Origin of the sequence: Tabrizicola sp. (assembly GCF_030373185.1) — a bacterium.
Classification (GTDB): domain Bacteria; phylum Pseudomonadota; class Alphaproteobacteria; order Rhodobacterales; family Rhodobacteraceae; genus Tabrizicola.
The window spans coordinates 163394-187614 of sequence record NZ_JAUCZH010000001.1; the positions used below are offsets into that span (position 1 = coordinate 163394).

General features: G+C 63.7%; 23 protein-coding genes and 1 tRNA gene. 6 read left to right on the top strand and 18 right to left on the bottom strand.

The annotated features are described in order from the left end of the window. The first annotated feature begins 28 nt into the window (after positions 1 to 28). Positions 29 to 904 carry an alpha/beta hydrolase gene (locus tag QUV21_RS00805; RefSeq protein ID WP_300852462.1) on the top strand — a complete coding sequence of 292 codons (876 nt, stop codon included), beginning with the start codon at positions 29 to 31 and terminating at the stop codon, positions 902 to 904. On the opposite strand, the gene QUV21_RS00810 is transcribed toward QUV21_RS00805, so the two are convergent. The 3 genes from QUV21_RS00810 to QUV21_RS00820 all read right to left on the bottom strand — a co-directional run bounded on the left by QUV21_RS00810 (position 905) and on the right by QUV21_RS00820 (position 3589). Continuing rightward, positions 905 to 1627 (bottom strand): hypothetical protein, encoded by a 723-nt coding sequence (locus QUV21_RS00810; protein ID WP_300852464.1) that lies wholly within the window; start codon positions 1625 to 1627, stop codon positions 905 to 907. It lies immediately after the preceding gene. 119 nt (positions 1628 to 1746) lie between these two features. Next, positions 1747 to 3156 carry a type I glutamate--ammonia ligase gene (glnA, locus tag QUV21_RS00815; RefSeq protein WP_300853447.1) on the bottom strand — a complete coding sequence of 470 codons (1410 nt, stop codon included), beginning with the start codon at positions 3154 to 3156 and terminating at the stop codon, positions 1747 to 1749. Between the two features lie 94 nt (positions 3157 to 3250). Continuing rightward, the gene (locus QUV21_RS00820) at positions 3251 to 3589 is read right to left on the bottom strand and encodes a P-II family nitrogen regulator (protein WP_300852466.1); all 339 of its coding nucleotides are present in this window, start codon (positions 3587 to 3589) and stop codon (positions 3251 to 3253) included. Positions 3590 to 3761: 172 nt separating this feature from the next. Between QUV21_RS00820 and QUV21_RS00825 the strand changes: the two genes are divergently transcribed. Then, positions 3762 to 5381 carry an NAD(P)H-hydrate dehydratase gene (locus tag QUV21_RS00825; protein WP_300852467.1) on the top strand — a complete coding sequence of 540 codons (1620 nt, stop codon included), beginning with the start codon at positions 3762 to 3764 and terminating at the stop codon, positions 5379 to 5381. Positions 5382 to 5388: 7 nt separating this feature from the next. Here the strand turns inward: QUV21_RS00825 and QUV21_RS00830 are convergent, their stop codons facing one another. The 14 genes from QUV21_RS00830 to QUV21_RS00895 form a co-directional block, all read right to left on the bottom strand. Next, positions 5389 to 6840, bottom strand: a complete 1452-nt coding sequence (locus QUV21_RS00830; protein ID WP_300852469.1) for a mannitol dehydrogenase family protein — start codon at positions 6838 to 6840, stop codon at positions 5389 to 5391. 2 nt (positions 6841 to 6842) lie between these two features. Then, positions 6843 to 7610 carry an L-iditol 2-dehydrogenase gene (locus QUV21_RS00835; RefSeq protein WP_300852471.1) on the bottom strand — a complete coding sequence of 256 codons (768 nt, stop codon included), beginning with the start codon at positions 7608 to 7610 and terminating at the stop codon, positions 6843 to 6845. Continuing rightward, positions 7607 to 8599, bottom strand: coding sequence for an ABC transporter ATP-binding protein (locus QUV21_RS00840; RefSeq protein ID WP_300852473.1), 993 nt, complete (start codon positions 8597 to 8599; stop codon positions 7607 to 7609). Before QUV21_RS00840 ends, QUV21_RS00835 begins: the two co-directional genes overlap by 4 nt. A gap of 7 nt (positions 8600 to 8606) precedes the next feature. Beyond that, complete coding sequence (locus tag QUV21_RS00845; RefSeq protein WP_300852475.1) at positions 8607 to 9437, bottom strand: carbohydrate ABC transporter permease; 831 nt, start codon at positions 9435 to 9437, stop codon at positions 8607 to 8609. A 13-nt stretch (positions 9438 to 9450) separates the two neighbouring features. Next, positions 9451 to 10323: a sugar ABC transporter permease gene (locus QUV21_RS00850; RefSeq protein ID WP_300852477.1), complete on the bottom strand. Its 873-nt coding sequence runs from the start codon at positions 10321 to 10323 to the stop codon at positions 9451 to 9453. Positions 10324 to 10455: 132 nt separating this feature from the next. Continuing rightward, positions 10456 to 11769: a sugar ABC transporter substrate-binding protein gene (locus QUV21_RS00855; protein ID WP_300852479.1), complete on the bottom strand. Its 1314-nt coding sequence runs from the start codon at positions 11767 to 11769 to the stop codon at positions 10456 to 10458. Positions 11770 to 11874: 105 nt separating this feature from the next. Next, positions 11875 to 12831: a sugar-binding domain-containing protein gene (locus QUV21_RS00860; RefSeq protein WP_300852480.1), complete on the bottom strand. Its 957-nt coding sequence runs from the start codon at positions 12829 to 12831 to the stop codon at positions 11875 to 11877. Continuing rightward, positions 12828 to 13505: an HAD family hydrolase gene (locus QUV21_RS00865; protein WP_300852482.1), complete on the bottom strand. Its 678-nt coding sequence runs from the start codon at positions 13503 to 13505 to the stop codon at positions 12828 to 12830. The genes QUV21_RS00860 and QUV21_RS00865 overlap by 4 nt, the downstream gene beginning before the upstream one ends. Before the next feature lie 64 nt (positions 13506 to 13569). Continuing rightward, positions 13570 to 14703, bottom strand: coding sequence for a serine/threonine-protein kinase (locus QUV21_RS00870; RefSeq protein WP_300852484.1), 1134 nt, complete (start codon positions 14701 to 14703; stop codon positions 13570 to 13572). 479 nt (positions 14704 to 15182) lie between these two features. Then, positions 15183 to 16760, bottom strand: a complete 1578-nt coding sequence (locus tag QUV21_RS00875; protein ID WP_300852487.1) for a CRTAC1 family protein — start codon at positions 16758 to 16760, stop codon at positions 15183 to 15185. Then, positions 16757 to 18073 carry a vanadium-dependent haloperoxidase gene (locus QUV21_RS00880; protein WP_300852489.1) on the bottom strand — a complete coding sequence of 439 codons (1317 nt, stop codon included), beginning with the start codon at positions 18071 to 18073 and terminating at the stop codon, positions 16757 to 16759. The genes QUV21_RS00875 and QUV21_RS00880 overlap by 4 nt, the downstream gene beginning before the upstream one ends. Before the next feature lie 58 nt (positions 18074 to 18131). Continuing rightward, positions 18132 to 19517 (bottom strand): FAD-binding oxidoreductase, encoded by a 1386-nt coding sequence (locus QUV21_RS00885; protein WP_300852491.1) that lies wholly within the window; start codon positions 19515 to 19517, stop codon positions 18132 to 18134. Continuing rightward, the gene (locus tag QUV21_RS00890) at positions 19502 to 19771 is read right to left on the bottom strand and encodes a hypothetical protein (protein ID WP_300852493.1); all 270 of its coding nucleotides are present in this window, start codon (positions 19769 to 19771) and stop codon (positions 19502 to 19504) included. The genes QUV21_RS00885 and QUV21_RS00890 overlap by 16 nt, the downstream gene beginning before the upstream one ends. A gap of 50 nt (positions 19772 to 19821) precedes the next feature. Beyond that, positions 19822 to 19898 (bottom strand) — tRNA-Ile (locus QUV21_RS00895). 134 nt (positions 19899 to 20032) lie between these two features. Between QUV21_RS00895 and QUV21_RS00900 the strand changes: the two genes are divergently transcribed. Continuing rightward, positions 20033 to 20257 carry a hypothetical protein gene (locus tag QUV21_RS00900; RefSeq protein WP_300852494.1) on the top strand — a complete coding sequence of 75 codons (225 nt, stop codon included), beginning with the start codon at positions 20033 to 20035 and terminating at the stop codon, positions 20255 to 20257. Between the two features lie 7 nt (positions 20258 to 20264). Here QUV21_RS00900 and QUV21_RS00905 read toward each other — a convergent pair whose 3' ends face one another. Next, positions 20265 to 21194: a sterol desaturase family protein gene (locus QUV21_RS00905; RefSeq protein WP_300852495.1), complete on the bottom strand. Its 930-nt coding sequence runs from the start codon at positions 21192 to 21194 to the stop codon at positions 20265 to 20267. Positions 21195 to 21332: 138 nt separating this feature from the next. Between QUV21_RS00905 and purM the strand changes: the two genes are divergently transcribed. The 3 genes from purM to rnd all read left to right on the top strand — a co-directional run bounded on the left by purM (position 21333) and on the right by rnd (position 24219). Then, positions 21333 to 22379: a phosphoribosylformylglycinamidine cyclo-ligase gene (purM, locus tag QUV21_RS00910; RefSeq protein ID WP_300852496.1), complete on the top strand. Its 1047-nt coding sequence runs from the start codon at positions 21333 to 21335 to the stop codon at positions 22377 to 22379. After that, entirely contained in the window at positions 22376 to 22963 is a 588-nt protein-coding gene (purN, locus tag QUV21_RS00915) for a phosphoribosylglycinamide formyltransferase (protein WP_300852498.1), read from the top strand. Before purM ends, purN begins: the two co-directional genes overlap by 4 nt. Positions 22964 to 23061: 98 nt before the next feature. Beyond that, on the top strand, positions 23062 to 24219 hold the full coding sequence (rnd, locus tag QUV21_RS00920; protein WP_300852500.1) for a ribonuclease D: 1158 nt from the start codon (positions 23062 to 23064) through the stop codon (positions 24217 to 24219). Positions 24220 to 24221 lie beyond the last annotated feature (2 nt).

Consider the following 24221-nt stretch of genomic DNA (forward strand, 5'->3'; position numbering starts at 1 on the left):
CCAGAAACTACACGGCACGGAGTTTGACATGACGGGGATCATCCGGCGCAGCCTGCTTGGGGCAGGTGTGTTTGCAACCGTGGCGGGGCTTGGCTGGTGGCGCTTGGGCGGTCGTGGGCCAGTCGATGTGGCCTATGGTCCCGGCGCGCGACAAGTGCTGGATGTGACGCTGCCTGCGGGGGCCGGGCCGTTTCCGGTTCTGGTGATGATCCACGGCGGCGCGTTCCTGATGGGTGACAAGACCGACATGGCCATCCCGCCCGAGGTGCTTGCGGCAGGCGTCGCCGTCGTGCGGGTGAATTACCGGTTGTCCGGCACCGATCTTTGGCCCGCGCAGGCCGAAGATTGTCTGGCCGCGATCGTGCATCTGCAACGCAACGGGGTGGCCCTTGGGCTTGATCCGTCGCGTGTGGTGCTGCTGGGCCAGTCAGCCGGGGCCTTCCTTGCGGTGTCCACGGGGCTCAGCCTTGTCGAGGTCGGACTGCCGCCGAAAGGAGTGGTCAGCCTGTTCGGCCCAATGGATTTTTCGACGATGGATGAGGATATGGCGACCCTTGGGCGGGTCGCACCGCTTGGGGCTGTCGATGTGGCCGACAGCGCCGAAAGCCGGTTGCTGGGCTTTGCCATCGGCAGCGACCGGGCCACCGCGCGGGCCATAGGCCCGGTGGGTCGACTGGAGCGGATCAGCGGGCCGCTGCCGCCGCTGTTCATCCGGCACGGCGATGCCGACCCAATGGTTGCGGACCTGCAATCAGCCCGGTTGCGCAACGCTTGGCTGGCGACTGACCCCGGTGCCGCCGTCGATTTCGCGCTGGTTCCCGGGGCGGGCCATGGCGGCGAACCTTTCGAGTCCGGCAAGGTGCTGGCCGATCTGCTGGCCTTCCTGCAACGCACGCTTGGCTGATCAGTCCCCGGCCCCGATCTTGCGCAGGTCTTCGCCCTTGATGTGCTTCCAGCCGGCATGGCCAAGGCCAAAGGGCAACGCGATCAGGATGGCGGCCCAGCCAAAGAGATAGCCCGATACCTGAATGGCCGTCGTTGCCACCGGTCCGGGCGGGGCAGGCGGCGCGTCAACGGGCGGGCCTGCGGTCGCGCTCTTGCCGTCTTCCAGATCATCGCGGATCCCGCGCAAGGGGTCATCACCGGGTTGCATCGGTTGAGCCAGAACGACCGGGGCGGGATTGGCGGGGGGTGTGCCTGTCTCTGAAGCAGCCTGAATGGGTGAGCCACGGTCAGGCGTTTCCACGCCCTCCGGCCAGAGATACGGCTCGATCCGCGTCACCAGCGTATTGCCGCGTTTCACATCAGGGTCGGCGGTGGCGCTTGCATGGGCAAGGGTCGCCGCGAGGTTCTGCACCCAGGCCGCAACGCGCCGGTGCGACGGCACGAACCGGGCCGCCCGGCCAAGCCGCGCTTCGGGGATGCGTCCCGACCCTGCTGCGATGTTGACAGCGGCCTGACGCAAACCTCCGGCCATCCACGCCAGAAGCGGGGCCACGGCGCTGCGCGTCAGATGCAGGCTGGCCCGCCCGAAAGCGCGAAGGTCGAACGGCGGGCGCTGGCCGCCCGAGATCCAGATCTTCGGTTTGCCCTCGTCAGGCTTCCGACGGTTGGGGGAATCTTTCATCGCCAGTGCCTGTCACTTGATCCAGCTCCAAGGATAGGCATCAGCCCTTGGCCGTTCAATCGCAGGATGTGAAAAAGGGCGCCACGGGGGCGCCCTTTCGCATGGTAGTGCCGGATGGATCAGCAGCTGTAATACATCTGATACTCGACCGGGTGCGGTGTGTGTTCGTAGGCGTAAACCTCTTCCCACTTCAGCGCGATATAGCCTTCCAGCTGGTCCTTGGTGAACACGTCGCCCGCCAAGAGGAAGTCCATGTCCTTTTCCAGTTCCTCCAGCGCCTCGCGCAGCGAGCCGCAGACGGTCGGGATTTCGGCCAGTTCTTCCGGCGGCAGATCGTAAAGATCCTTGTCCGAAGCCGGACCCGGGTCGATCTTGTTCTTGATGCCGTCAAGGCCAGCCATCAGAAGGGCCGCGAAAGCCAGATAGGGGTTGGCTGCCGGATCGGGGAAACGAGCCTCGACACGCTTGGCCTTCGGCGATTCGGTCCACGGAATACGGACGCAGCCCGACCGGTTGCGGGCCGAATAGGCGCGCAGAACCGGGGCTTCAAAGCCGGGGATCAGGCGCTTGTAGCTGTTGGTGGACGGGTTGGTCAGCGCGTTCAGCGCTTTGGCGTGCTTCAGGATGCCACCGATGAACCACAGGGCTTCCTGCGAAAGATCAGCATATTTGTCGCCTGCGAACAAGGGCTTGCCGCCCTTCCAGATCGACATGTTGACATGCATCCCCGACCCGTTGTCGCCCTTCATCGGCTTTGGCATGAAGGTCACGGTCTTGCCGTAGGCGTGGGCCACGTTGTGGATCACATACTTGTACTTCTGGATGTTGTCGGCCTGTTCGACCAGACCACCGAAGATCATGCCAAGTTCGTGCTGGCAGGTCGCAACCTCGTGGTGGTGCTTGTCGACCTTGATGCCCATCCGCTTCATCGTGGACAGCATCTCGCCGCGGATGTCCTGGGCTTCGTCCACCGGGTTGACCGGGAAATAGCCGCCCTTGTGGCCCGCGCGGTGGCCGTAGTTGCCGCCTTCGGTCACGGTGTCGGTGTTCCAGGCAGCAGCCTCGGCGTCGATCTCATAGGCCACCTTGCGCGGGGTGACCGAGTAGCGCACGTCGTCGAACAGGAAGAATTCCGCTTCCGGGCCGAAATAGGCGGCGTCGCCAACACCGGAGGACTTGAGGTAAGCCTCGGCCTTCAGTGCAGTCTGGCGCGGGCAGCGGCTGTAAGCCTCACCGGTGTCGGGCTCCACCACGACGCAATGCACGCACATGGTCTTTTCGGCGTAGAATGGGTCGATGTAGACCGAAGCCGGATCGGGGATCAGCTTCATGTCGGACTGGTCGATCGATTTCCAGCCCGCGATCGACGAGCCGTCGAACATGAAGCCTTCCTCGAAGAATTCCTCATCCACAAGATCGACAACCAGCGTGACGTGCTGGAGTTTGCCCTTGGGGTCGGTGAAGCGGATGTCGACGTATTCGACGTCTTCGTCCTTCATCAGTTTCAGAGCTTTCGCTACTGCGCTCATCATGCTGCCTTTCGGTTAACGTTTCGCTTTGGGCGGTCAGGCCCGGTGTCAGGTTCCGCCTAGGAATTTTCGCCAAAAATTCCCGGGTCGCAGGTCAAACGGCATCATCACCGGTTTCGCCGGTGCGGATGCGGATGGCTTGTTCGATGGGGGTGACGAAGATCTTGCCGTCGCCGATCTTGTCGGTGCGCGCGGCCGAGATGATCGCCTGCACGGCGGCATCGACCATATCGTCGGTCAGCACGACCTCGATCTTCACCTTGGGCAGGAAGTCCACGACATATTCCGCGCCGCGATAAAGTTCGGTGTGGCCCTTCTGGCGCCCGAAGCCCTTGATCTCGGTCACGGTCAAGCCTTGGATTCCGGCTTCCTGAAGCGCTTCTTTCACTTCATCCAGCTTGAATGGCTTGATGATCGCCTCGACTTTCTTCATGGGCCGACTCCCCCCTTACTTTCCGTCTTTGCCCGTCTGATCACTTCCCTGCAGGGGGGACAATGTGAGAGGGTTTGGCATCGCGGCCTTGGCAGGGTAAATTCGGGCGGGCGCTGTAAATTTGTGCGATGCGGCTAAAAAATAGGCTGAATATAAACGGGGTGCCGAAAGAATGACCGAACTCCTGACCGCAGCGCAGATGCGGGCCATTGAGCAGGCGGCAATCGCCTCGGGCGAGGTCACGGGCCTGGAGCTGATGGAACGCGCCGGGCGGGGCGTGGTCGAGGCGATCTTCGAGGAATGGCCGGAACTGCGCGCCACCTCGCACCGGGCAGTGGTCCTCTGCGGCCCTGGCAACAACGGCGGCGACGGGTTTGTCGTCGCGCGGCTGTTGAAAGAGTGGGGCTGGGAGGTGGAGGTCTTCCTCTACGGCGACCCGGAGCGCCTGCCGCCGGACGCGCGGGCGAACTATGAGCGCTGGGTGGGGATGGGGGAGGTCATACCCTTTGACACCGAGAAGGGCGCTGAGGATGCTGTGTTCCTCATTGCTCAAGCTGTCGATCAGGTCTTGATTGATGCGCTTTTCGGGATTGGCCTTTCGCGCCCCTTGGAAGGAGCGATTGCCACACTCTTGCGATCGCTTGACGACAAGCTGGATGAAAGCGTCGGCAGGTACGTCGCTGTGGATACGCCATCTGGTCTTTGCGCCGACTCTGGCCGTTCACTGGGAAAGTGGCCTCGTCGAGCGGACCTGACCGTAACTTTTCACCGTCCAAAGCCCGGACACATGCTGGCCGACGGCCCATACTTTTGTGGTCGTGTCGCTGTTTGCGATATCGGTCTTCCGGACATGGCGTCGAAAAGGCAGGAACGGGTCACCGCCATTCAGGGCGCTCATCCCATGCTGAAGAAAGCGCGGATCTACGCCCACAAATACGCCCATGGCCACGCCCTTATCCTTTCCGGCCCCTCCGGTCGCGGCGGGGCGGCGCGGCTTGCGGCGCGGGGGGCGCTCAGGATCGGGGCGGGTGTGGTGACGGTGGGGTGTCCGTTGGACGCCATCCCCGAAAACGCCGCACGGCTGGATGCGGTGATGCTGCGGGGGGTGGCGGATGGGGCGGCTCTTGCCGGAGTGCTGGAGGATCAGCGGATCAATGCGCTGTGCCTTGGGCCGGGGATGGGGACCGCTGCGCGGGAAGCGGGGTTAGTGGGGGTGGCGTTGGGTGAACGCCGGTCTGAAGCCCGGCCTACATCCGCTGTAGGCCGGGCTTCAGACCGGCACACCCGACCGAACCTCGTCCTCGACGCCGACGCCTTCACGATTCTGTCGCAAACCCCCGACCTCTTCGCCGCCCTGCACGACGGATGCGTCCTCACCCCCCATGCCGGAGAATTCGCCCGCCTCTTCCCCGACATCGCCGAGAAGCTCGCGGCCCCCGCCACCAAGGGCCCCGCCTATTCCAAGGTCGATGCCACCCGCGAGGCTGCCGCACGGGCGGGCTGCGTGGTCCTTTACAAAGGCCCCGACACGGTGATCGCCGACCCCACGGGCCGCTGCGCCATCAACTCGGCCCATTATGACCGTGCGGCACCTTGGCTTGCGACCGCCGGGGCCGGGGATGTGCTGGCCGGGTTCATCACCGGGCTTCTGGCGCGGGGGGGCGGCCCGTTTGATGCGGCCTGCACCGGGGCATGGCTGCATGTGGAGGCTGCGCTGTCCTTTGGCCCCGGCCTGATCGCCGAGGATCTGGCCGAAGAACTGCCGAAGGTGTTCCGCGCCCTGGGGGTTTAGGGTAGCACTAAACTGCGCCGCGCCCGATATAGCCCCGCAAGACTTCTGCCGTGCCTTTCGCCCAAAGGCCATTCAGCGCCTTGGTGAAGGCCGCGACGAACCGCACGTCCTTGTTCAGATCGCCATAGATCGGCTTCATCTGCAACCAGACCACGGGGGCGTCCTTGGCGGCCTTCGATTGGGCTTGCAGATAATCCCAGTTCGGGTCGTTCGGCGGGATCGCGGTGCCGCTGTCGGTCACCCCGTAGCAATACCGGCACCAGAGCGCCGAGACGAGCGCGAGGCCGTCGATCCTGCCCCCCGCCGCCAGCGCGTCGCGCAGGGCGGGGATGATGAACTTCGGCTGGCGGTTCGATCCGTCGAGGCAAAGGCGGCGCTCGGTGTCGGCGATCTCGGGGTTGGAGAAGCGCGCGACGATCTGCTGGTAATAGTCGGGGATGTTGGTGTCGGGGACGGGGGGGACGTAGGGGATGATCTCTTCCGTCTCGACCTTGTCAAGGAAGCCCCGGATCAGGGGATGGGCCATGGCCTCGTGGACATATTCGATATCCATCAGCCCGCCGGGATAGGCGATGGTCGCGTGGCCGCCGTTCAGGATGCGGATCTTCATCGCCTCATAGGCGTGGACGTGGGGGGTGAAGGTGACGCCGACCTTTTCCAGCGGCGGGCGGCCGGTGGGGAAATTGTCTTCCAGCACCCATTGGCGGAAGGGTTCGCAGGTGACAGGGACCGGATCATTGCCAAGTCCGAAGGCGGCGGCCATCTCGCGTTCGCGGGGGCCGGTGGCGGGGGTGATGCGGTCGACCATGCCATTGGGGAAAGCGACATGCGTCGCGATCCAATCGGCCAGCGCGGGATCCTTGATGCGGGCAAGGCCCACGACAGCGGATTTCGTGACCTCGCCATTGCCGGGCAGGTTGTCGCAGCTCATCACCGTGAAGGGGGGCGTTCCGTTCGCGCGCCTTGCCTTCAGGGCGGCGATCATCGCGCCAAAGGCGGTGCGGTGGGGATTCGGGGCGTCGGCGGCGATGTCGGGGGCGTTCGGGTCGAACTTGCCGGTCGCGGGGTCGATGAAATAGCCGCCTTCAGTCACGGTCAGCGAGACGATGCGGATTTCCGGCCGGGTCATCGCGGCGACGAGGGATGCATTGTCAGCCTCGACCGGCAGAAAGTCGATCATGCTGCCGATGCGGCGGGCGGATTTGCCGGCAGGGTCAAGCTCGATGATGGTAGAGAGGCAGTCCTGTGACTTGAGGGCATCGCGCATGCGGGCGTCACCTTCACGGACACCGGCGCCAAGGATGGCCCAGTCGTGACCCTCACCCAGGGCGAAAAGGTCGTCGAGGTAGACGGCCATATGGGCGCGGTGAAAGTTGCCAAGCCCGATGTGGACGATGCCGGGGGTCAGCTTTGAGCGGTCATAGGCGGGGAGTTGCGGGGCGGGGAGGTGCGCTTGCATTGTCAGGCCATCCAGTTGCCGCCGTCCACGCCAAAGCATTGGGCGACGATGTATTTCGCTTCGGGCGTGGCAAGGAAGATTGCCATGCCGGTCAGGTCTTGGGCTGTCCCCATGCGGCCGAAGGGGACGGCGGCGCCGACCTCGCGCTTCTTCTGGCCGGGGGCCTTGCCTTCGTATTTCGCGAAGAAGGCATCCACCCCGTCCCAGTGTTCGCCGTCGACCACACCGGGGGCGATGGCATTGACGTTGATGCCGTGGCGGATCAGGTCGAGGCCCGCCGACTGGGTGAGCGAGATGACGGCAGCCTTCGTGGCGCAGTAGACGGCGACGAGTCCCTCGCCGCGCCGCCCGGCCTGCGAGGCCATGTTGATGATCGTCCCGGCACCCCGTGGGATCATGTGACGGGCGGCGGCCTGCATGGCAAAGAGGGTGCCTGCGACGTTGACGGCGAAGAGCCGGTCATGATCCGCCCGGGTGATTTCGACGATGGGGGCCGCAGAAAACAGGGCTGCGTTGTTGATCAAGATATCAAGCTGGCCCATCCGGCGCACCGTTTCGGCGAAACCGGCGTCGATGCTGGTCTGATCGGTCACGTCCATCACGATGGGGTGCGCTTTTGGCCCCAGCTTCTGTGCCGCCAGCGACACGGCGGCGGCGTTCACGTCGGCCAGTGCCACCGTCGCGCCTTCCGCGATATAGGCGCGAGCAAACTCGAACCCGATGCCACGCGCGGCCCCGGTGATCAGGGCGGTCTTGCCTGCAAGTCTCATGCCAGTGCCAACCCGTTTGCGTCAAAGCGGTGGATCTTGCCGGCGGGGTTCAGCTTCACCCGGTCGCCGTGGTGAACGCCCAACTCGCCCGACCCGCGCACGTTGATGATGCCGATGCCCGGGACATCGACCTTGATGAAGCTGTCGGAGCCGAGATGTTCCGACAGGCCGACCACGCCTTCCCAGGGGCCGTCGCCGACGGTGATGTGTTCGGGACGCGCGCCAATGGTGTGGGCGCCGTGCTTTGCGGCCTCTGGCCCCTCGATCAGGTTCATCTTCGGGCTGCCGATGAAGCCGGCGACGAAGACGTTCTTGGGGTTGTGATAAAGGTCTAGCGGAGAGCCCACCTGTTCGATGCGGCCCGCGTTCAGCACCACGATCTTGTCGGCCATGGTCATCGCCTCGACCTGGTCGTGGGTCACATAGATCATCGTGGTTTTCAGCGACTGGTGCAGCTCGCTGATTTCCTGCCGCATGCCGACGCGCAAGGCGGCGTCAAGGTTCGACAGCGGCTCGTCAAAAAGGAACGCGGCAGGTTCGCGCACGATGGCGCGACCGATGGCGACACGCTGGCGCTGGCCGCCGGACAACTGGCCGGGCTTGCGGTCAAGGTAGTTCGTCAGGTTCAGGACCGAGGCCGCGCGCTGGATGCGCTTTTCAGCCTCTGCCGGGTCCATCCCGGCCATCTTCAGCGGAAAGCCGATGTTCTTCTTCACCGACATATGCGGGTAAAGCGCATAGCTTTGGAACACCATGGCAAGGCCGCGCTTTGCCGGGGGCAGGGCGGTGGCGTCCTTGCCGTCGATCGAGATGGTGCCGGAAGTGGTATCCTCCAGCCCCGCGATCAGGCGCAGGAGGGTGGACTTGCCGCAGCCCGAGGGGCCGACGAAGACGACGAATTCACCGTCCTTGATGTCAAGATCGACACCGGGGATGACGTCCACCTCGCCAAAGGATTTGCGGACCTGGTTGAGTGTGATCTGTCCCATGTTTCCCTCACTTCACCGCGCCGAAGGTCAGGCCGCGGACGAGTTGTTTCTGGCTGAACCAGCCAAGGATAAGGATCGGCATGATGGCCATGGCCGAGGCTGCCGAAAGTTTCGCGTAGAAAAGTCCCTGCGGTGCCGAGAAGCTGGCGATGAAGGCCGACAGGGGGGCCGCCTTGGTGGTGGTCAGCACGATGGTCCAGAACGCCTCGTTCCAGGCCAGGATGATGTTCAGCAAGCAGGTTGAGGCGATGCCCGGCAGTGCCATCGGGGTCAGGACGTAGACGATCTCACCCCAGAGCGAGGCCCCGTCCATACGCGACGCTTCCAGGATCTCGGCGGGGATTTCCTTGAAGTAGGTGTAGAGCATCCAGATGATGATCGGCAGGTTCATCAGCATCAGCGCTATGACAAGGCCGATGCGGGTGTCGATCAGGCCGGTCCGCAGGAAGATCAGGTAGATCGGGATCATCACCGCGACGGCGGGCATCATCTTGGTGGACAGCATCCACATCAGCAGATCCTTGGTCCGCTTGCCCGGCACGAAGGCCATGGCCCAGGCGGCGGGGATCGCGATGGCAAGACCCAGCAGCGTGGAGCCGACCGAGATGACGACCGAGTTCCAGAAGAAGCGCGGGTAGTCGGACCGCGCCCAGACCTCGGCATAGTTGTCCAGCGTCCAGTCGGCGGTGAACAGTTGTGGCGGCGAGGCGACGGCGGAGACTTCGGTCTTGAAGCTGGTAAGGATCATCCAGAGGACGGGAAAGAAGATGATCAGCGCCACGGTCCAGGCGGACAGGGTCATCATCATCTTGCGGCGGGGGCTAAGGCTGCGTGCCATGTCGGGTGCTCCTTCAGGCGTCCAGATGCCGGCCAATGCCGCGCATCAGGAAGTAGGCCACGATATTGGCCAGGATCACCGCGATGATCCCGCCGGCTGCGGCGCGCCCGATGTCCTTGGCCGCGATCGCCTGTTTGAAGATCATGTAGGGCAGCGTGGTAGAGGCCGAACCGGGGCCGCCTTGGGTGGTCGTGAAGATCTCGCCGAAGATGCCCAGAAGGAAGATCGTCTGGATCAGGATGACCACGGTGATCGCCCGGGTCATGTGCGGCAGGATGATGTAGCGGAACCGGCTGACGGCGCTTGCCCCGTCCATCTCGGCGGCCTCAAGCTGTTCGGACGACAGCGATTGCAGCGCGGTCAGAAGGATCAGCGTGGCGAAGGGCAGCCATTCCCAGGCGACGATGAAGATCACCGAGGCCATAGGGTAGCTTTCCATGAAAAGGATCGGTTTCATCCCAAGACCCTGCGCGAAGGACGCGAACATGCCGTTCTGGGGGTGCATGAACAGGTTTTCCCAGATCGAGGCGGCCACGGGCGGCATGACGAAGAACGGCGAGATCACCAGGATCCGCAACGGCCCCTGACCCCAGATCGGCTGGTCGATCAGCAGCGCGATCAGGGTTCCGAAGACGATCGTGATGGCCAGAACGCCGCCGACCAAGAGAAGCGTGTTCGAGATCGCCATCCAGAATTCGGGCGAGTTGATGAACCAGGTATAGTTCCGAAAACCGACCCAGCCGGTCCGCTCGGGCGAGATGAGCCGATAGAGCCGGAACGAATAGTAGATCGCCATCGCCAGAGGGATCGCCATCCAGACAAGCAGGACGATGACAGAGGGTGCGACCATCAGGCGCGCTGCAAGGCGTGAGGATTGCGTTGCCACGGGTGTGTCTCCGCTTCAGGGGTTAAGCTGATCCAGATGGATGGGTTACGACCGGGCAAACCCACCGCATCCTGGAACCTGCGGGGGGAGAAAGAGGGGAACCCGGCCCGATGTCGGGCCGGGTTCGTGGTCTTACTTGATGTAGCCGGAAGTGGTCATTTCATCCACCGCCAGAGCCTGCGCTTCGGCAAGGGCGTCATCAACGGATTTCTGACCTGCAAGGGCAGCCGAGAAGATCTCGCCAACGCTGGTCGCCAGACCGGCAAACTCGGGGATCGCGACGAACTGCACGCCGACGTAAGGCACCGGCTTGGTGGCCGGATTGGTCGGGTCAGCCGCGTTGATGCTGTCGATCGTCATCTTGGCGAAGGGCAGGGCTGCGTATTCCGCGTTGGAATAGAGCGAGGTACGGGTGCCCGGAGGGGCGTTGCGCCAGCCTTCTTTCGACGCGACAAGGGCGATGTAGTCCTTGTTGGTTGCCCAGTTCACGAAAGCCTTCGAGGCTTCCTTGGCATCCGACGAGGCCGGGATCGCCAGCGACCAGGCCCAAAGCCAGTTCGCACGCTTGCCAAGACCGGCATCGGGGGCCAGAGCAAAGCCGACCTGATCGGCAAATTCGGACTGGGCCGGATCGGTCAGCGAGCCTGCCGAAACGGTGGCGTCCATGCGCATCGCGCATTTGCCTTGCAGCGACAGCGTCAGGTTTTCGTTGTAGCCGTTGTTCGAAGCGCCGGGCGGACCGTATTTGGTCAGCAGTTCGACATAGTCGGTCATCACGGCTTTCCATTCCGGCTGGTCGAACTGGGGAACCCAGTTTTCGTCGAACCAGCGCGCGCCATAGCTGTTGGCCATGGTGGTCAGGAAGGCCATGTTCTCGCCCCAGCCGGCCTTGCCGCGCAGGCAGATGCCGTAGATGCCTGCGTCGGTGTCGGTCATCGCGGCGGCTGCGGCCTTGATGTCGTCCCATGTCGGCGCGTCAGGGATGGTGACCCCCGCTTTTTCGGCGAGATCCTTGCGGTAGTTCACGAAGGACGATTCGCCGTAGAAGGGCGAAGCATAGAGGTTGCCGTCGACCGTCAGACCGCCGCGGATCGCGGGCAGAAGGTCGTCGATGTCATAGTCGGCCGGCAGGTCATTCAGGCTTTCCAGCCAGCCCTGCTTGGCCCAGATCGGAACCTCGTAGGTGCCGATGGTGATGACGTCATACTGGCCACCGCCGGTGGCAATGTCCGTCGTCACGTTCTGGCGCAGGACGTTCTCTTCCAGCGTCACCCACTCGACCTTGATGTCGGGGTGCTTGGCATAGAAGTCATCCATCAGGCCCTGCATGCGGACCATGTCGCCGTTGTTCACGGTGGCGACGGTGATGGTGGTTTCGGCCATCGCAGCCCCTGCGAGGGTAAGCGAAACCGTCGCGCCAAGAAGCGCGCGTAGCGTCAGTGTCATGGTATCCTCCCTGGACAAGCGTATGAGCAAATCATCGCTAAGTGGGTAAATGCTCACATTTTGCCCAGAGTCGTCAAGCCCTGTCTTCCGCCGCAACTGCGAAGGTCAGACCAGCGACAGTAGGAGCTTGGCGGTCTCCTCGTCTGTTACCAAGCCATTGATGATGCGGGATTTTAGCGCGGCTCGGATCGCCGGAGCCTTTGATGCACCCGCAGCAATGCCGATCGCGGGTCGGGCAAGGCCACGCGCCACACGTACGCCGCCAGTGCGGGTATTGGTGCCGACATCCAGATAATTGCCATCCGAATCGAATACCCAGCCTGCCACTTCACCAGCCGCACCGGCTGCCTGCATCTCGTCCAACTCGGCCCGGGTGACGAAGCCATCTGCCAGAAGCGGCGCGTCATTCGACATCTGGCCAACGCCGACAAAGACCACGTCCGCCGCCGTGGCCAGTTCAACCACGCGGCGCACCGGGGCAAGGGCGTGGAAAGCGTCGTTCTCGGCGGCGGTGGTCGAGATCACCGGCACCGGCATCGGATAATGCGGGGCGCGAACCTTGTCGGCAATCCGCATGACCACATCAAAGAAAGAGGCAGACCCGTCTGGAGCGATGTTGCCGATCAGCGACACAAGGCGGTGTTGGGGGGCGGTCACTTCGGCCATGGCATCGACCATGCCACGCATGGCCCGCCCGGTTCCAAGCGCGATCACAAGGGGGTCGGGCATCCGCAGAAACCGTTCAATTTCCGCCGCCGCGGCCGGAGCGATGGCGCGCACCGGGTCGGCCCCGGCCCCAAGCCCGGGCGCAACCCGCGCCCTTGTCAGACCAAAGCGGTCGCGCAGCGCGGCTTCAAGGTCGAGACATGCGCCGATCCGGTGGTTCAGGCGGACATGGATCAGTCCTTCGGCCATCGCCCGCGAAACAAGGCGTTGCGCACGCTGCCGGCTGACACCCAGTTCGGCGGCGATCTGATCCTGCGTCATCCCGCCGACATAATAAAGCCAGCCCGCCCGGGCGGCATCGTCATGCAAGGTGGGTTCTGGTTCGTGGCGGCTCATTTTGCTCTCCGCAAGGCGGGGGTTGTTTCAAAGAAATCGGCGAAGGTGTCAAATCGTCGCTGTGGTCGGGCATCATCCTGGTCGTCACTTGCCGGATGTCTGCCCGCAAAGTGGCTGCCACCGGTAAAGTGCCAGACTTGCATTCCGGCCGCGAGGCCCGCGCGCAGACCGGGGCGGCTATCTTCGATCACAAGGGTCCGCGCAGGATCGACCCCAAGGCTGGCGGCAGCGAACAGGAAAAGATCCGGGGCCGGCTTGCCGTGTTGAACCTGACTTGCGGTGAAAAGCCGGTCGCCGACCCGATCATGCAGTCCGGTCAGGGTCAGGGATATCGCGGCCCGGCGCGGAGAGGACGAGGTGGCCACACAGAACGGAACCGAAAGCGCGTCCAGCACTTCGGTCACGCCCGGCATCACCCGAAGATCGCGCTCAAAGGCATCCAGCAGGCGCTCGCGATACTGGTCTTCAAAGGCCGGCGGCAGGTCCAGCCCGAATTCACGGCGGATCTGTGCCATGACGGTCGGGTAGCTGCGACCAAGGAAATGCCGCGACACATAGTCAAGGTCGACATGCACACCAAGCCGGGAAAGCTCTGAGATCAGCATGCGGGCGCTGATGATTTCACTGTCGATCAGCACGCCGTCACAATCGAAGATCACCAGATCGAACACCACCAGCCCCCTTGTTGCAGGGCCGAGGGATCATTCAACCCAGCCTTCTGTCAAGCATTAGCGCCGTTCAGGTGAGAAGGGACCAGAGTCCGGCCAAAGCTGCCAGCACGAATACCGCACCAGCACCGATGACGAAGCCCATGTTGTCGGCAAGGTAGGTTCTTGCCGCCGACTTTTCCGCCCGGTCTCTTGTGGCATCGGGCTTGGGCGTGTCGGTGTCTGGTTCAGGCGTCAGCCCCTCTTCGCCCAGGCGGATCAGTTCAAGCCATGCGCCCGCACTTGCGATGCGGTCGCGTGGCAAAACGCGGGTGGCCTTGTCGATGGCTTCCAGAAACCCCAGCGGATAGCCCGGGAACCGCCCGGCCAGCGGCTGATACGGATCGGGCGAGCCTTCTGCGACCTGCGCCAGCCGTCGCTGGCTTTCAGGTGGGGCCTTGCCCGTGATGACATGGTAAAATGTTGCCCCAAGGGCATAAAGGTCGCTTGACGGGCTTTGCTCCGCCCCGGTCAGGTAGAATTCCTGCGGAGAATAGCCGTCCTTGACCACCCTGCGCCCGGTCAGCACACGCGTTGCCCGTGCCACCTGTTCGCTGGCGGCGCCAAAATCGATCAGCACGGGGTTGCGGTGTTCGTCGATCAGGATGTTGTCGGGCGAGATGTCGCGGTGCAGGATTCCGGCCTGATGGATGAACTCCACCGCGCTGAGCATCTTTTTCAGCAGGACCACGATTTCATCTGGTGTGAAGGCCTGATCGGTCGATTCAAGAATGTCTTGCAGGTCTTTGCCGTTGACGAAATCGATGGCCATGTAGGCCGTGTCATTGTCCTCGAAGACCTGATGGACGCCGACGATGTTGGGGTGAACCAGCTTTGCCAGGCTGCGCGCTTCTTCCATGAAGCTTTCCACGAAACTGCGCAATTCGCCGGTGTGCTTGCGCGACCGGGCGCGCACGATAGAGCTGCTGCGTCGGCAAAGCGCATTGGGAAAGCATTCCTTGATGACAACGGTCCGCTCCAGCGAATCCTTCGCAAGATAGGTGATGCCGAACCCGCCAGAGTTCAGGAAGCCAAGGATGGTATACTGGCCACCCAGCAACTGGGTGCCTTGTTTCAGATCGTCGGCAAAGACGTCAGGATCGACCTGATAGGGTGAGGCGTCCTGGCGCGGATCAATCTGGGTTGGGCCGGGCATCGTCTTCATTTCCAGTCTGCTGCCATCACACGCAATACTTTGGCCGGGTGGTTGGCTGGCCGATTCAGCGTTTGAAAACAGCTGTCATAGACCTGTCACATTCGTCACAGCGTGAACGGGTGGGGCGGGACATGCAACCAGACTTGTCATTTCGTCCAGTGAAGTTAAGCGGAAATCGTGGTGATTCAGAGGCGTCTCCCCCGGGATATCCAGCCGACTGCCAGCCTGAGCAATGAACCGCCAGCCTGCCATTCGGCCCACATGATCCAAAGAATGTGGACAATGGACTGATAAGTCAGGAAGAAACTGAAACGGGCGGCGTTCGGCAGCAGGCGCGTCTTGCGGCAGTTTCTGCACCTGCACTGTTGCAAGAAAGACAACGGTTGCAGAGGGATGCCTGCCTGCCCCTTCATCCTTTGCGGTCCTGCAGCATCAGCAATGCCCGCTCTGCGCGAAGTGGCGGCTTTGGCGTTGATTCGCCGTCCGGTTCAGTCCGGCTGCCACAGGACAGGTGGTTGATCCGGCCGCAGGATCTGGAAGGTTCCGGCGTCAAGCGCCTGCCAGTCTCCAGCCTTGCCCTCGGGCCAGATGACTCGCAATTCGGCCTGCTCGGCGTTGCCAAGTCCGAAGTGAAGCCAGCCTGACGATCCGCTGACATGACCGCCACCCGAGGTGATCTCGTGCCGCTCGGTTGCCTCGCTGCGCCGGATCTCGATCACCGCCCCGATTGCATCGCGGTTGGTGCCGGGCTGATGCAGCCGAAGTTGCAGCCAGTTGCCATCCAGATCACCGGCCGACCGCCAGATCTCGGCCGTGGTCCAGCGGTTCACAACCACCAGATCAAGCCTGCCGTCCAGATTGAAGTCCACCAGCTGCGCGCCGCGGGCGATGCCGAAACTGCCGACCCCGGCCCGGTCGCCCGCCTCGACAAAGGTGCCATCGGCACGCTGAAGCAGCAGGTTGTTCGGGTCCATCGCCGCAAAGTCCGGCATGCGCGCCACATTGCCCTTGGCGACGAACAGGTCCAGCAGGCCATCGTTGTTCACATCGGCAAACTGCGGGTGCCATGCGGTCGAGGGGTTGAGGTCATCGCCGATGTAGGGCCGGTGCGCGGTCAGGCCAAGGCGGAAGGCGATGTCGGAAAAGACCGGTACGCCGTCGGCGGGGTTGGTCAGCACCTGCAACTTGTTGTCGGCCATGCTGGTCAGGTAGTAATCGGGAAAGCCGTCACGGTTGATGTCGGCCGAGGCGATGCCCATCCCCCAGATCCGCAGCCGGTTCCAGCCTTCACCCTCGGTGTAAAGCCGGGGGGGCTGGCCGGGTTCAAGGTGCCAAAGCTGTTCCTGCCCGCCCTTGTAATACTCGCGGTCGTTCGACACCCGCAGCGACGGGTGGCCGGACCGGTTCCAGTCGGTGAACAGCAGCGACAGTGCGCAGAAAGACGGGGTCAGGGGCAGGGGGGGGGCAAAGCCCATGGCTGCGTTTTTTGGCCCGCGTTGTGGTCTGTGCAGCCAGTTGTCGGTGCAAGATCCCCACGGAAAAGCGGTCTCGTAGCGGTCAAGGTAGTTGCCGATGGCCAATGTGGGCCAGTCGGCCCCACGTTCCCAGATCGCGGCAAAGGCGGTGGACCATGCATCGCCGCCGTCAAAGCCCCAGGCGGTGGTCGCATCCTCGAACCGGCAATCGCCAAGGCCGCGATACAGCCGGTTTTCCCCAAGCCGCAGGACCACAAGGTCCATCACACCGTCGCTGTCGATGTCGAGGGGATAGGCCCCGATCGCCGCATCCAGTGTCAGCTCATCGGTCTTTTCGAAGACAAGTTGCCCACCTTGGGCGCTGCGGTTGATGTAAAGCGCCGATGGCCCCGCGCCACCTGACACGAAGAGGTCGGGAAACCGGTCGCCCGAGCAATCAAAGCTCGCGACCCCGCCGCCGACCATATATTCCCAGTCGCCCTCATAGATCGTGTCGATCCCTGAACTTGCCGTCTCGTCTGCGAAAACCGGGACAACAGGTTCTGCCGCCAGCGGGCCGGCCATGGCCAGAAAGACCAGCGCGCGGATCATGCAATGGTCCGAAGGGCAGCGGCATGGGCGCCGACACATTGCCCCTGCGCCAGCCCCGCCGCATTGCCAAAGCGAAAGTGGATGCCGCCGTAAAGCCTTGACATTGCAGCCTCTTCCGCCGCGTCCCAGAACGAGGCGAAGCGGCGCACCGGCAGGTCATCATCGACATGGGTGGCGTCGTCAAAGGCGAACCCGTCCCCGAATATCGCGGTCAGCACGGTTGCGGCAGCACCCGATTGGGTGCTGTGGCCCGAGGGATATTCCGGGAAGGGTGGGGTGATCAGCAAAGGCTCCCATACGGGGTCGATCACCCGCCGGATATAGGTGACCGGGCGCAGAAGGTTGACCTCGAACTTGGTGGCCCAGCAGGCGATGAAGGCATCGGCCTGCGCCACGCCCAACCTTGCAAGCGCGCCGGCGATGACCTCGACCGGCAACGCGTCTCGGTCGGCGATGTCCAGAAGGATGCAGATCCAGTGGCCCGGAGGTGTGGGTGACAGCATCGGATCATCCGACCAGAACCGCGCGATCAGCTTGTGTTCATCGGTCAGGTTGCGGCTGATATCCACCACCTCAAGCGCTGCCGCGTGAAAGGCAGAGCCCGGGGTTTCATCATAGTCTGGCGGCGGGGCAATACCGCAGGCGGTGGCGGTGGGCATGGCGAAGGGGCGGTTGCCGCCCCAGTCGGGCAAAAGTGGCGCCTGCTGCTGGCGGATCAGGCTGGTTGGCACCCAGTCCTGCGGCCGAGCGCCTGCGCTGTAGCTGCGGGGAAAACCCATGTTCTCGATCTGCGCGCCGCCGTCATTGGCAGCCCATGCAAGGATATGGGCCGCGACCGCCGCACCATGCGCCACGCTTCGCCCGTGCAGGGCCGCCTCCAGCCCATCAGCGACCCTTGCGCCAAGCTGATCGGTCAGCGCCGCATGGGCGCGCTGGCCAGTTGGGCCGGTGTTGCCGAACAAGACCGCCGTGGCCGCCGACAAGGCATGATGCAGGACCGTGGCCGGATCGGTCAGTCCGGCAGGCGTGGGCGCATGCGCAAGATCGGTCACCTGACCGGCAAGCGAGATCAGCGCCGGGTTTGCTGCCGCCAGTGCCTCATGTGCGGTGATGCCCAGATAGGCGAAGGCGCGGCTGGCAACGGGCGGCGAATAGGTGGCAGTGTGGCGGATCAGTTCCAGCACCAGCCGGTGCCAGGTGACCAGAATGTCCCGCGCCAGCGCCTCGCGGCTTGCTGCCTGCGCCGGCGTCGCCGCGAAGGCCAGCGAAAGGGCAAGAAACTGGCGGCGATCAAGGGAGATGGGCGTGTTCATGCGCAAGGTTATGCCAAGCGCGGGCAGGTCAGGCAAGCGCCGTCGCGGGCGGTAGAAGTCAGCCGCGCCCGGTCAGAAGATTGCCCAGTCTGGCCAGCCGCGACGGCCCCGCGCCGGGCCGCGCCTCAAGCCGGTCGGCGGCGTTCAACAGGGCATACATGCCCGTCACGCCAAGCCAGCGGAACGGTTCCGGTTCCCATTCCCGAACGCGGCGGTTCACCCAGGGCAGATGCACAAGATCGGTGTCGCGCCCAAGGGCAAGGTCGGCCAGCGTCCGCCCGGCAAGGTTCGAGGTGGAAACGCCCACCCCGACATACCCCCCGGCCCAGCCAAGCCCGGTGGCCGGATCAAGCCCCACGGTCGCGCACCAGTCACGCGGCACACCAAGAACACCGCACCACGCATGGTCGATCCTGGCCGCATGGGCCGCCGGAAAATGCTGGCGCAGGATCGCGGTCAGGCGGTGGATCGTCTCGGCGTCCGGCGCGCCATTGGTGTCAAGGTTTGAGCCGAACCGATACGGTACACCCCGCGCGCCAACGGTGATCCGGCCTTCCCTCGTGCGCTGGCAGTAGCAATAGGCATTGGCAAAATCGCCGACAATCTCATGGCCGGACCAGCCGATTTCGGCCCAGACACTTTCCGGCAGCGGTTCGGTGGCAATCTGGGCGGAGTTCAGCGGCAACCATTCGCGCTTGCGCCCCGGCAGCCCGGCGGTGAAGCCTTCGGTGCAGCGCAGGATCACCGGCGCACGTACCGTGCCACGATCGGTGCTGACCAGACCCTTTTCGTAACCCGTGACAGTGGTGCCTTCGACCAGCCGCACACCGATCCTTTCCACAAGCGCCGCCAGCCCGCGCACCAGTTTTGCCGGCTGCACCCGGGCAACATTGGTCACCACCATCGCCCCAAGCGCGCCGGGAATGCGAATGCGGTCCGCCAGATCGGCCGCCCCCATTTCGAACACCCGGTCCTCTTCGCCCCAGTGGCGGCGATGCGCCACCTCGGCGCGAAGGCGGTCAACCTGCGCGGGCCTTGTCGCAACCATCAGTTCTTCGGTGCGGCGGATGTCTGCGTCGATCCCTTCGGCTTCGGCTACTCGGATCACCTCATCCACGGTGCCGTTCATCGCTTCAACCATGGCGCGGACGGCATGTTCGGATGAGGATTGCAGATAGCGCGCCTGGTTCCATGCGAACCCGCCCGTCAGCCAGCCCCCATTGCGCCCCGACGCGCCGAAACCCGCGAAATCCTTTTCGATCACCAGAACATCAAGCCCGGGATTGGCGCGTTTCAGGTAATAGGCGGCCCATAGACCGGTATAGCCCGCCCCGATGATTGCCACGTCTGCCGAGGTATCGCCCGAAAGCGGCGCCCGGCGGTAGGGTAGCCCGATATCGGCATACCAGAAGGAAACCTCGCCAAGCTTCACTTTCCACCCCATCTCCAGCGCCAGTCGCCGTCGGTCTTCTTTCGGGCAATGACGATGAAAGCGATGATCAAAGCCACGTCGAGCACCAGAAACAACAGGATCCGACCCAGCGACGGCACGTTCCCCGACGCAAGCGGCAACAGCAGAAGCCAACCCACCAGCGCAAGGCTGACCAGGATGACCAGCAGAATGGCTGCCCAGCCCTTCCAGTTGCGCGGCGCGGCGCCGTAACCATGGGTTTTCGGCTTGAACCAGAACTCCGACACGGTCGTCTCCTACTCATAGGGTGGGGAGGGATCCCCTCAGGAGCAAGTCTTGGTAGGCCCGGAGGGACTCGAACCCCCAACCAAGGCGTTATGAGCGCCCTGCTCTAACCAATTGAGCTACAGGCCCATGGCGCTTGTGCCTAGCAGAGATGGCAGGCGGGTCAAGCCAAAGCATGAAGGAATCATCTTGTGCGCCGCTTTGGCCCTGCTACCGTCAGCGAACTTAAAAGCCAATATTTTTGAGGGAGCTAGGCATACGTGATGGCGTTCAAGTCCAAGGTCATGCTTGCCATGACGACGATTTTTTCGGCCGCCTCGGCATTTGCCGGTGATGTGGTCATGCCGCCGGATCCGCCAGTCGTTGACAGTTCCAGTGGTAATGACTCGGCCCTTCTAGTCTTGCTGGTGATCGGCGCGGTGCTGCTGGCGGTCAACAGTGGCAAGATGGGCAAGCCGAAGGCTGACCCGGAAACGACCGACGAATAGACCGGACCTATCCGTTGGATCGGCCTTGTCCGGCAAGGCGCAGCATGCGCCTGACCGGATCCCACAGGATCGGACCAAGCCTCTGTGTCATCAGAGGCTTTTCCGCATCTTCCGCAAGGCCGAAGGTCAGCGTTTCATCGCCCCGCACGATGTAAAGCGTGCCAAACATCCAGTCCCAGACCGCAAGCGAATTGCCGAAGTTCTTGCCGTAATGCGCCGGATCGCGGCTGTGATGGATCTGGTGCTGCGCGGGCGAGATGATCAGACGTTCCAGTACCGGCCCGTAGCTGAGCCAGACATGCGAATGATGCAGGGCCGCAAGGGCTGCATTGGCCAGCACGAAGCAGGCGTTTATCCCGGCGATCTGGGCCACCGCGGTCTCGGGGCTGAGGGCTCCGACCAGAACGCCCTGAACCACCCCGATGATCGACGATTGCACAAGGGTGGACACCACGATGCCAACCGGATGCTGGCGGTAGGTAGTGAAGGGGGTCAGCACCTCGGCGCTGTGGTGGACGGCATGCAGCGGCCAGATCGCCGACCAGCGGTGATAGAACCGGTGCATCCAGTAATTGGCGAAATCCGTTGGCACCCACAGAATCAGCGCCAGCATGACCGGCCCAAGGCTGTGCGGTGCAAGGATCGGTGCGGGCATGACACCCGCGACAAAGGTCGCGATCACCGTGGTCAGGGTCAGCGCACCAAGGATGCCAAAGGCCGCAAACCCGCGTGAAATGGCGAAAAGCTGAATGTCGATCAGGTGGGATTGATGCAGGTAGATCTCTTTCGGCACCAGCCAGCGCCAGAACCCGCCGGTCATCCGGCGCCCGCGATAGACCAGCCAGGCGGCGGCGACGGCCAGCAGCAGATACCCCGGCGCTATCACCAGCGAGGCACCGAAGAACGTCTGATAAAGGTCTTGCAGGATTTCCGACACTCACCTGTCCCCGAATGCCCACGCCCGACGTCTGCCCCAGCAGTAAACTCTGGCGCCGGGCGGTCAAGGCTGCGGTTGCCGCTGCACCCGTCTTGGTGTAGCGACCACGCGACACTCCAGCGGATAAAGGGATGCGGGATGGCCAAGGGACCGAACGGGCTGACCTATGCGGATGCGGGCGTGGATATCGACGCCGGGAACGCGCTTGTGGACCGGATCAAGCCTGCTGCCAAGGCGACCAGCCGGCCGGGCGTGATGGGCGGGCTTGGCGGGTTCGGGGCGCTGTTTGACCTGAAGGCGGCGGGCTATGCCGACCCGGTTCTGGTGGCCGCGACCGACGGGGTCGGCACCAAGCTGCGGATCGCCATCGACACCGGGCTTGTCGATACGATCGGCATCGATCTGGTGGCGATGTGCGTCAACGACCTTGTGTGTCAGGGCGCCGAGCCCTTGTTCTTCCTTGACTATTTCGCCACCGGCAAGCTGGAGCTTGATCAGGCCACCCGCATCATCACCGGCATCGCCAAGGGCTGCGCAGACAGTGGCTGCGCGCTGATCGGCGGTGAGACGGCGGAGATGCCGGGCATGTATCACAAGGGCGATTTCGACCTTGCCGGTTTCGCCGTGGGCGCGATGGAACGCGGCGCGGCGCTTCCGGCGGATGTGGCCGAAGGCGACGTGCTGCTGGGCCTTGCCTCGAACGGGGTCCATTCCAACGGCTACAGCTTCGTGCGCAAGGTGGTGGAACTGTCGGGCCTTGGCTGGGACGCAGCCTCGCCGTTCTCGGACGGCACGCTGGGCCACGCGCTCTTGGCCCCGACCCGGCTTTATGTCCGCCAGACGCTGGCGGCGGTGCGGGCGGGCGGGGTTCACGCGCTTGCCCATATCACCGGGGGCGGGCTGACCGAGAACCCGCCGCGTGTGCTGCCTGACGGGCTTGCCTGCGAGATCGACCTTTCCACATGGACCTTGCCGCCGGTCTTTCGCTGGCTGGCCGAAACCGCGGGGATGGCCGAGGCAGAGTTGCTCAAGACCTTCAACTGCGGGTTGGGGATGATGCTTGTGGTGGCCGAAGATCGGGCAGATGCGATTGCCGACCTTCTGACCGCTGAAGGTGAAACTGTGACCCGCATCGGCCGCGTAGTTGCGGGGCAGGGGGTCATCTACAAGGGCCGCCTGCTGTGAAGCGCGTTGCCATCCTGATTTCCGGGGGTGGCTCCAACATGCTGGAACTGGTGCGGTCGATGACTGGCGACCATCCGGCGCGGCCTGTGCTGGTGGCATCAAACGATCCGTCTGCAAGCGGTCTGGCAAAGGCCGCAGCGCTTGGCGTGCCGGTGGTGGCGGTGGATCATCGCCCCTATGGCCGCGACCGCGCGGCATTCGAGGCTGCACTTCAGGCCCATATTGAAGCAGCGCACCCGGATATCCTTTGTCTTGCCGGGTTCATGCGCGTCCTGACCCCCGGCTTTGTCAGCCATTTCGAAGGGCGGATGCTGAATATCCACCCGTCACTTTTGCCCAGATATCCCGGCCTCCATACCCATCAGCGCGCGATTGACGCGGGCGATACCGAGGCAGGCTGCACCGTTCATGAGGTTACCGCCGAACTCGATGCCGGGCCGATCCTAGGTCAGGCGCGAGTGCCGGTGTTGCCGGACGACACCGCCGAAAGCCTTGCCGCCCGTGTCCTTGTGGCCGAACATAGGCTTTACCCCGCCGTCCTGCGCCGTTTTGCAGCGGAAGACCTGACGCCGCTGATCCTTTGACCGGGGCAAGAGGTCGCGCGGGGCTTTCCAAGCGGGGCTTCGGTGCTTATAGCGGACTCACCCCGGCGGGATGACCCCGCACCCGCGAAAGGACGGCCATGCGCACGATTACCACCACAGAAGACCTCGCTGCCTTCTGCGAGGCCGCCAAGGGCCAGCCTTACGTCACCATCGACACCGAATTCCTGCGCGAGCGGACCTATTGGTCAAAGCTCTGCCTGATCCAGATGGCGCTGCCGGGGGCGGATGGCGACGCGGTGCTGGTGGACCCGATCGAGGGGTCGGAAATGTCGCTGGAACCGCTGTATGATCTCTTTCGCCACGAGGCGACGGTGAAGGTCTTTCACGCCGCGCGGCAGGATCTGGAAATCTTCTTTGTCGAAGGCAACAGCTTTCCCAAGCCCCTGTTTGACACCCAGATCGCCGCGATGGTCTGCGGCTTTGGCGAACAGGTCGGCTATGAAACGCTGGTCAAGAAGATCGCGAAAGCCAACCTTGACAAGACCAGCCGCTTTACCGACTGGTCGCGTCGCCCGCTTTCGGAGGCGCAGAAGGATTATGCGCTGGCCGATGTGACCCATCTGCGGGTGATTTATGAATGGCTTGCAGCACAGCTGAAAAAGAACGGCCGCGCGGATTGGGTGGCCGAGGAACTGGCGATCCTGACCGAACCCGAAACCTATACCGTCCGGCCCGATGAGGCATGGATGCGGATCAAGACGCGCACAACATCGGGCCGGTTTCTGGCGGTGGTCAAGGCGCTGGCCCGGTTCCGCGAGGCTTACGCGCAGGCGCAAAACGTGCCGCGCAGCCGGGTGATGAAGGACGACGCCCTGCTGGAGCTTGCCTCCACCCGCCCGACCACGGCCGAAGAACTGGGCCGGTCGCGCCTTTTGCTGCGCGAAGGCCGCAAGCCCGAGATTGCCGACGGCATTCTGGCAGCGGTCAAGGAAGGGCTGGAGATGCGCCCCGAAGACATGCCCAGGATCGACGTGCAGCGCGAACAGTTGCAGGTCAACCCGGCGCTGGCTGATCTGTTGCGCGTGCTGTTGAAGGCCAAGTCGGAAAGTCTTGGCGTGGCCCCGCGCCTGATCGCCTCCAGCGCCGATCTGGATCTGATCGCCGCAGGTGAGCGTGAGGTTGCAGCCCTTGGCGGCTGGCGGCGCGAAGCCTTTGGCGATGACGCCATCCGGCTGTGCAGGGGCGAGATTGCCCTGTCGGCCAAGGGCAACGAAGTGCGCGTGGTGCAGCTTTAGAC

Coding starts and splice junctions, on each gene's coding strand:
- QUV21_RS00805 (WP_300852462.1), top strand. CDS start 29: ATGACGGGGATCATCCGGCGCAGCCTGCTTGGGGCAGGTGTGTTTGCA.
- QUV21_RS00810 (WP_300852464.1), bottom strand. CDS start 1,627: ATGAAAGATTCCCCCAACCGTCGGAAGCCTGACGAGGGCAAACCGAAG.
- glnA (WP_300853447.1), bottom strand. CDS start 3,156: ATGAGCGCAGTAGCGAAAGCTCTGAAACTGATGAAGGACGAAGACGTC.
- QUV21_RS00820 (WP_300852466.1), bottom strand. CDS start 3,589: ATGAAGAAAGTCGAGGCGATCATCAAGCCATTCAAGCTGGATGAAGTG.
- QUV21_RS00825 (WP_300852467.1), top strand. CDS start 3,762: ATGACCGAACTCCTGACCGCAGCGCAGATGCGGGCCATTGAGCAGGCG.
- QUV21_RS00830 (WP_300852469.1), bottom strand. CDS start 6,840: ATGCAAGCGCACCTCCCCGCCCCGCAACTCCCCGCCTATGACCGCTCA.
- QUV21_RS00835 (WP_300852471.1), bottom strand. CDS start 7,610: ATGAGACTTGCAGGCAAGACCGCCCTGATCACCGGGGCCGCGCGTGGC.
- QUV21_RS00840 (WP_300852473.1), bottom strand. CDS start 8,599: ATGGGACAGATCACACTCAACCAGGTCCGCAAATCCTTTGGCGAGGTG.
- QUV21_RS00845 (WP_300852475.1), bottom strand. CDS start 9,437: ATGGCACGCAGCCTTAGCCCCCGCCGCAAGATGATGATGACCCTGTCC.
- QUV21_RS00855 (WP_300852479.1), bottom strand. CDS start 11,769: ATGACACTGACGCTACGCGCGCTTCTTGGCGCGACGGTTTCGCTTACC.
- QUV21_RS00860 (WP_300852480.1), bottom strand. CDS start 12,831: ATGAGCCGCCACGAACCAGAACCCACCTTGCATGACGATGCCGCCCGG.
- QUV21_RS00870 (WP_300852484.1), bottom strand. CDS start 14,703: ATGAAGACGATGCCCGGCCCAACCCAGATTGATCCGCGCCAGGACGCC.
- QUV21_RS00875 (WP_300852487.1), bottom strand. CDS start 16,760: ATGATCCGCGCGCTGGTCTTTCTGGCCATGGCCGGCCCGCTGGCGGCA.
- QUV21_RS00880 (WP_300852489.1), bottom strand. CDS start 18,073: ATGAACACGCCCATCTCCCTTGATCGCCGCCAGTTTCTTGCCCTTTCG.
- QUV21_RS00885 (WP_300852491.1), bottom strand. CDS start 19,517: ATGGGGTGGAAAGTGAAGCTTGGCGAGGTTTCCTTCTGGTATGCCGAT.
- QUV21_RS00900 (WP_300852494.1), top strand. CDS start 20,033: ATGGCGTTCAAGTCCAAGGTCATGCTTGCCATGACGACGATTTTTTCG.
- purM (WP_300852496.1), top strand. CDS start 21,333: ATGGCCAAGGGACCGAACGGGCTGACCTATGCGGATGCGGGCGTGGAT.
- rnd (WP_300852500.1), top strand. CDS start 23,062: ATGCGCACGATTACCACCACAGAAGACCTCGCTGCCTTCTGCGAGGCC.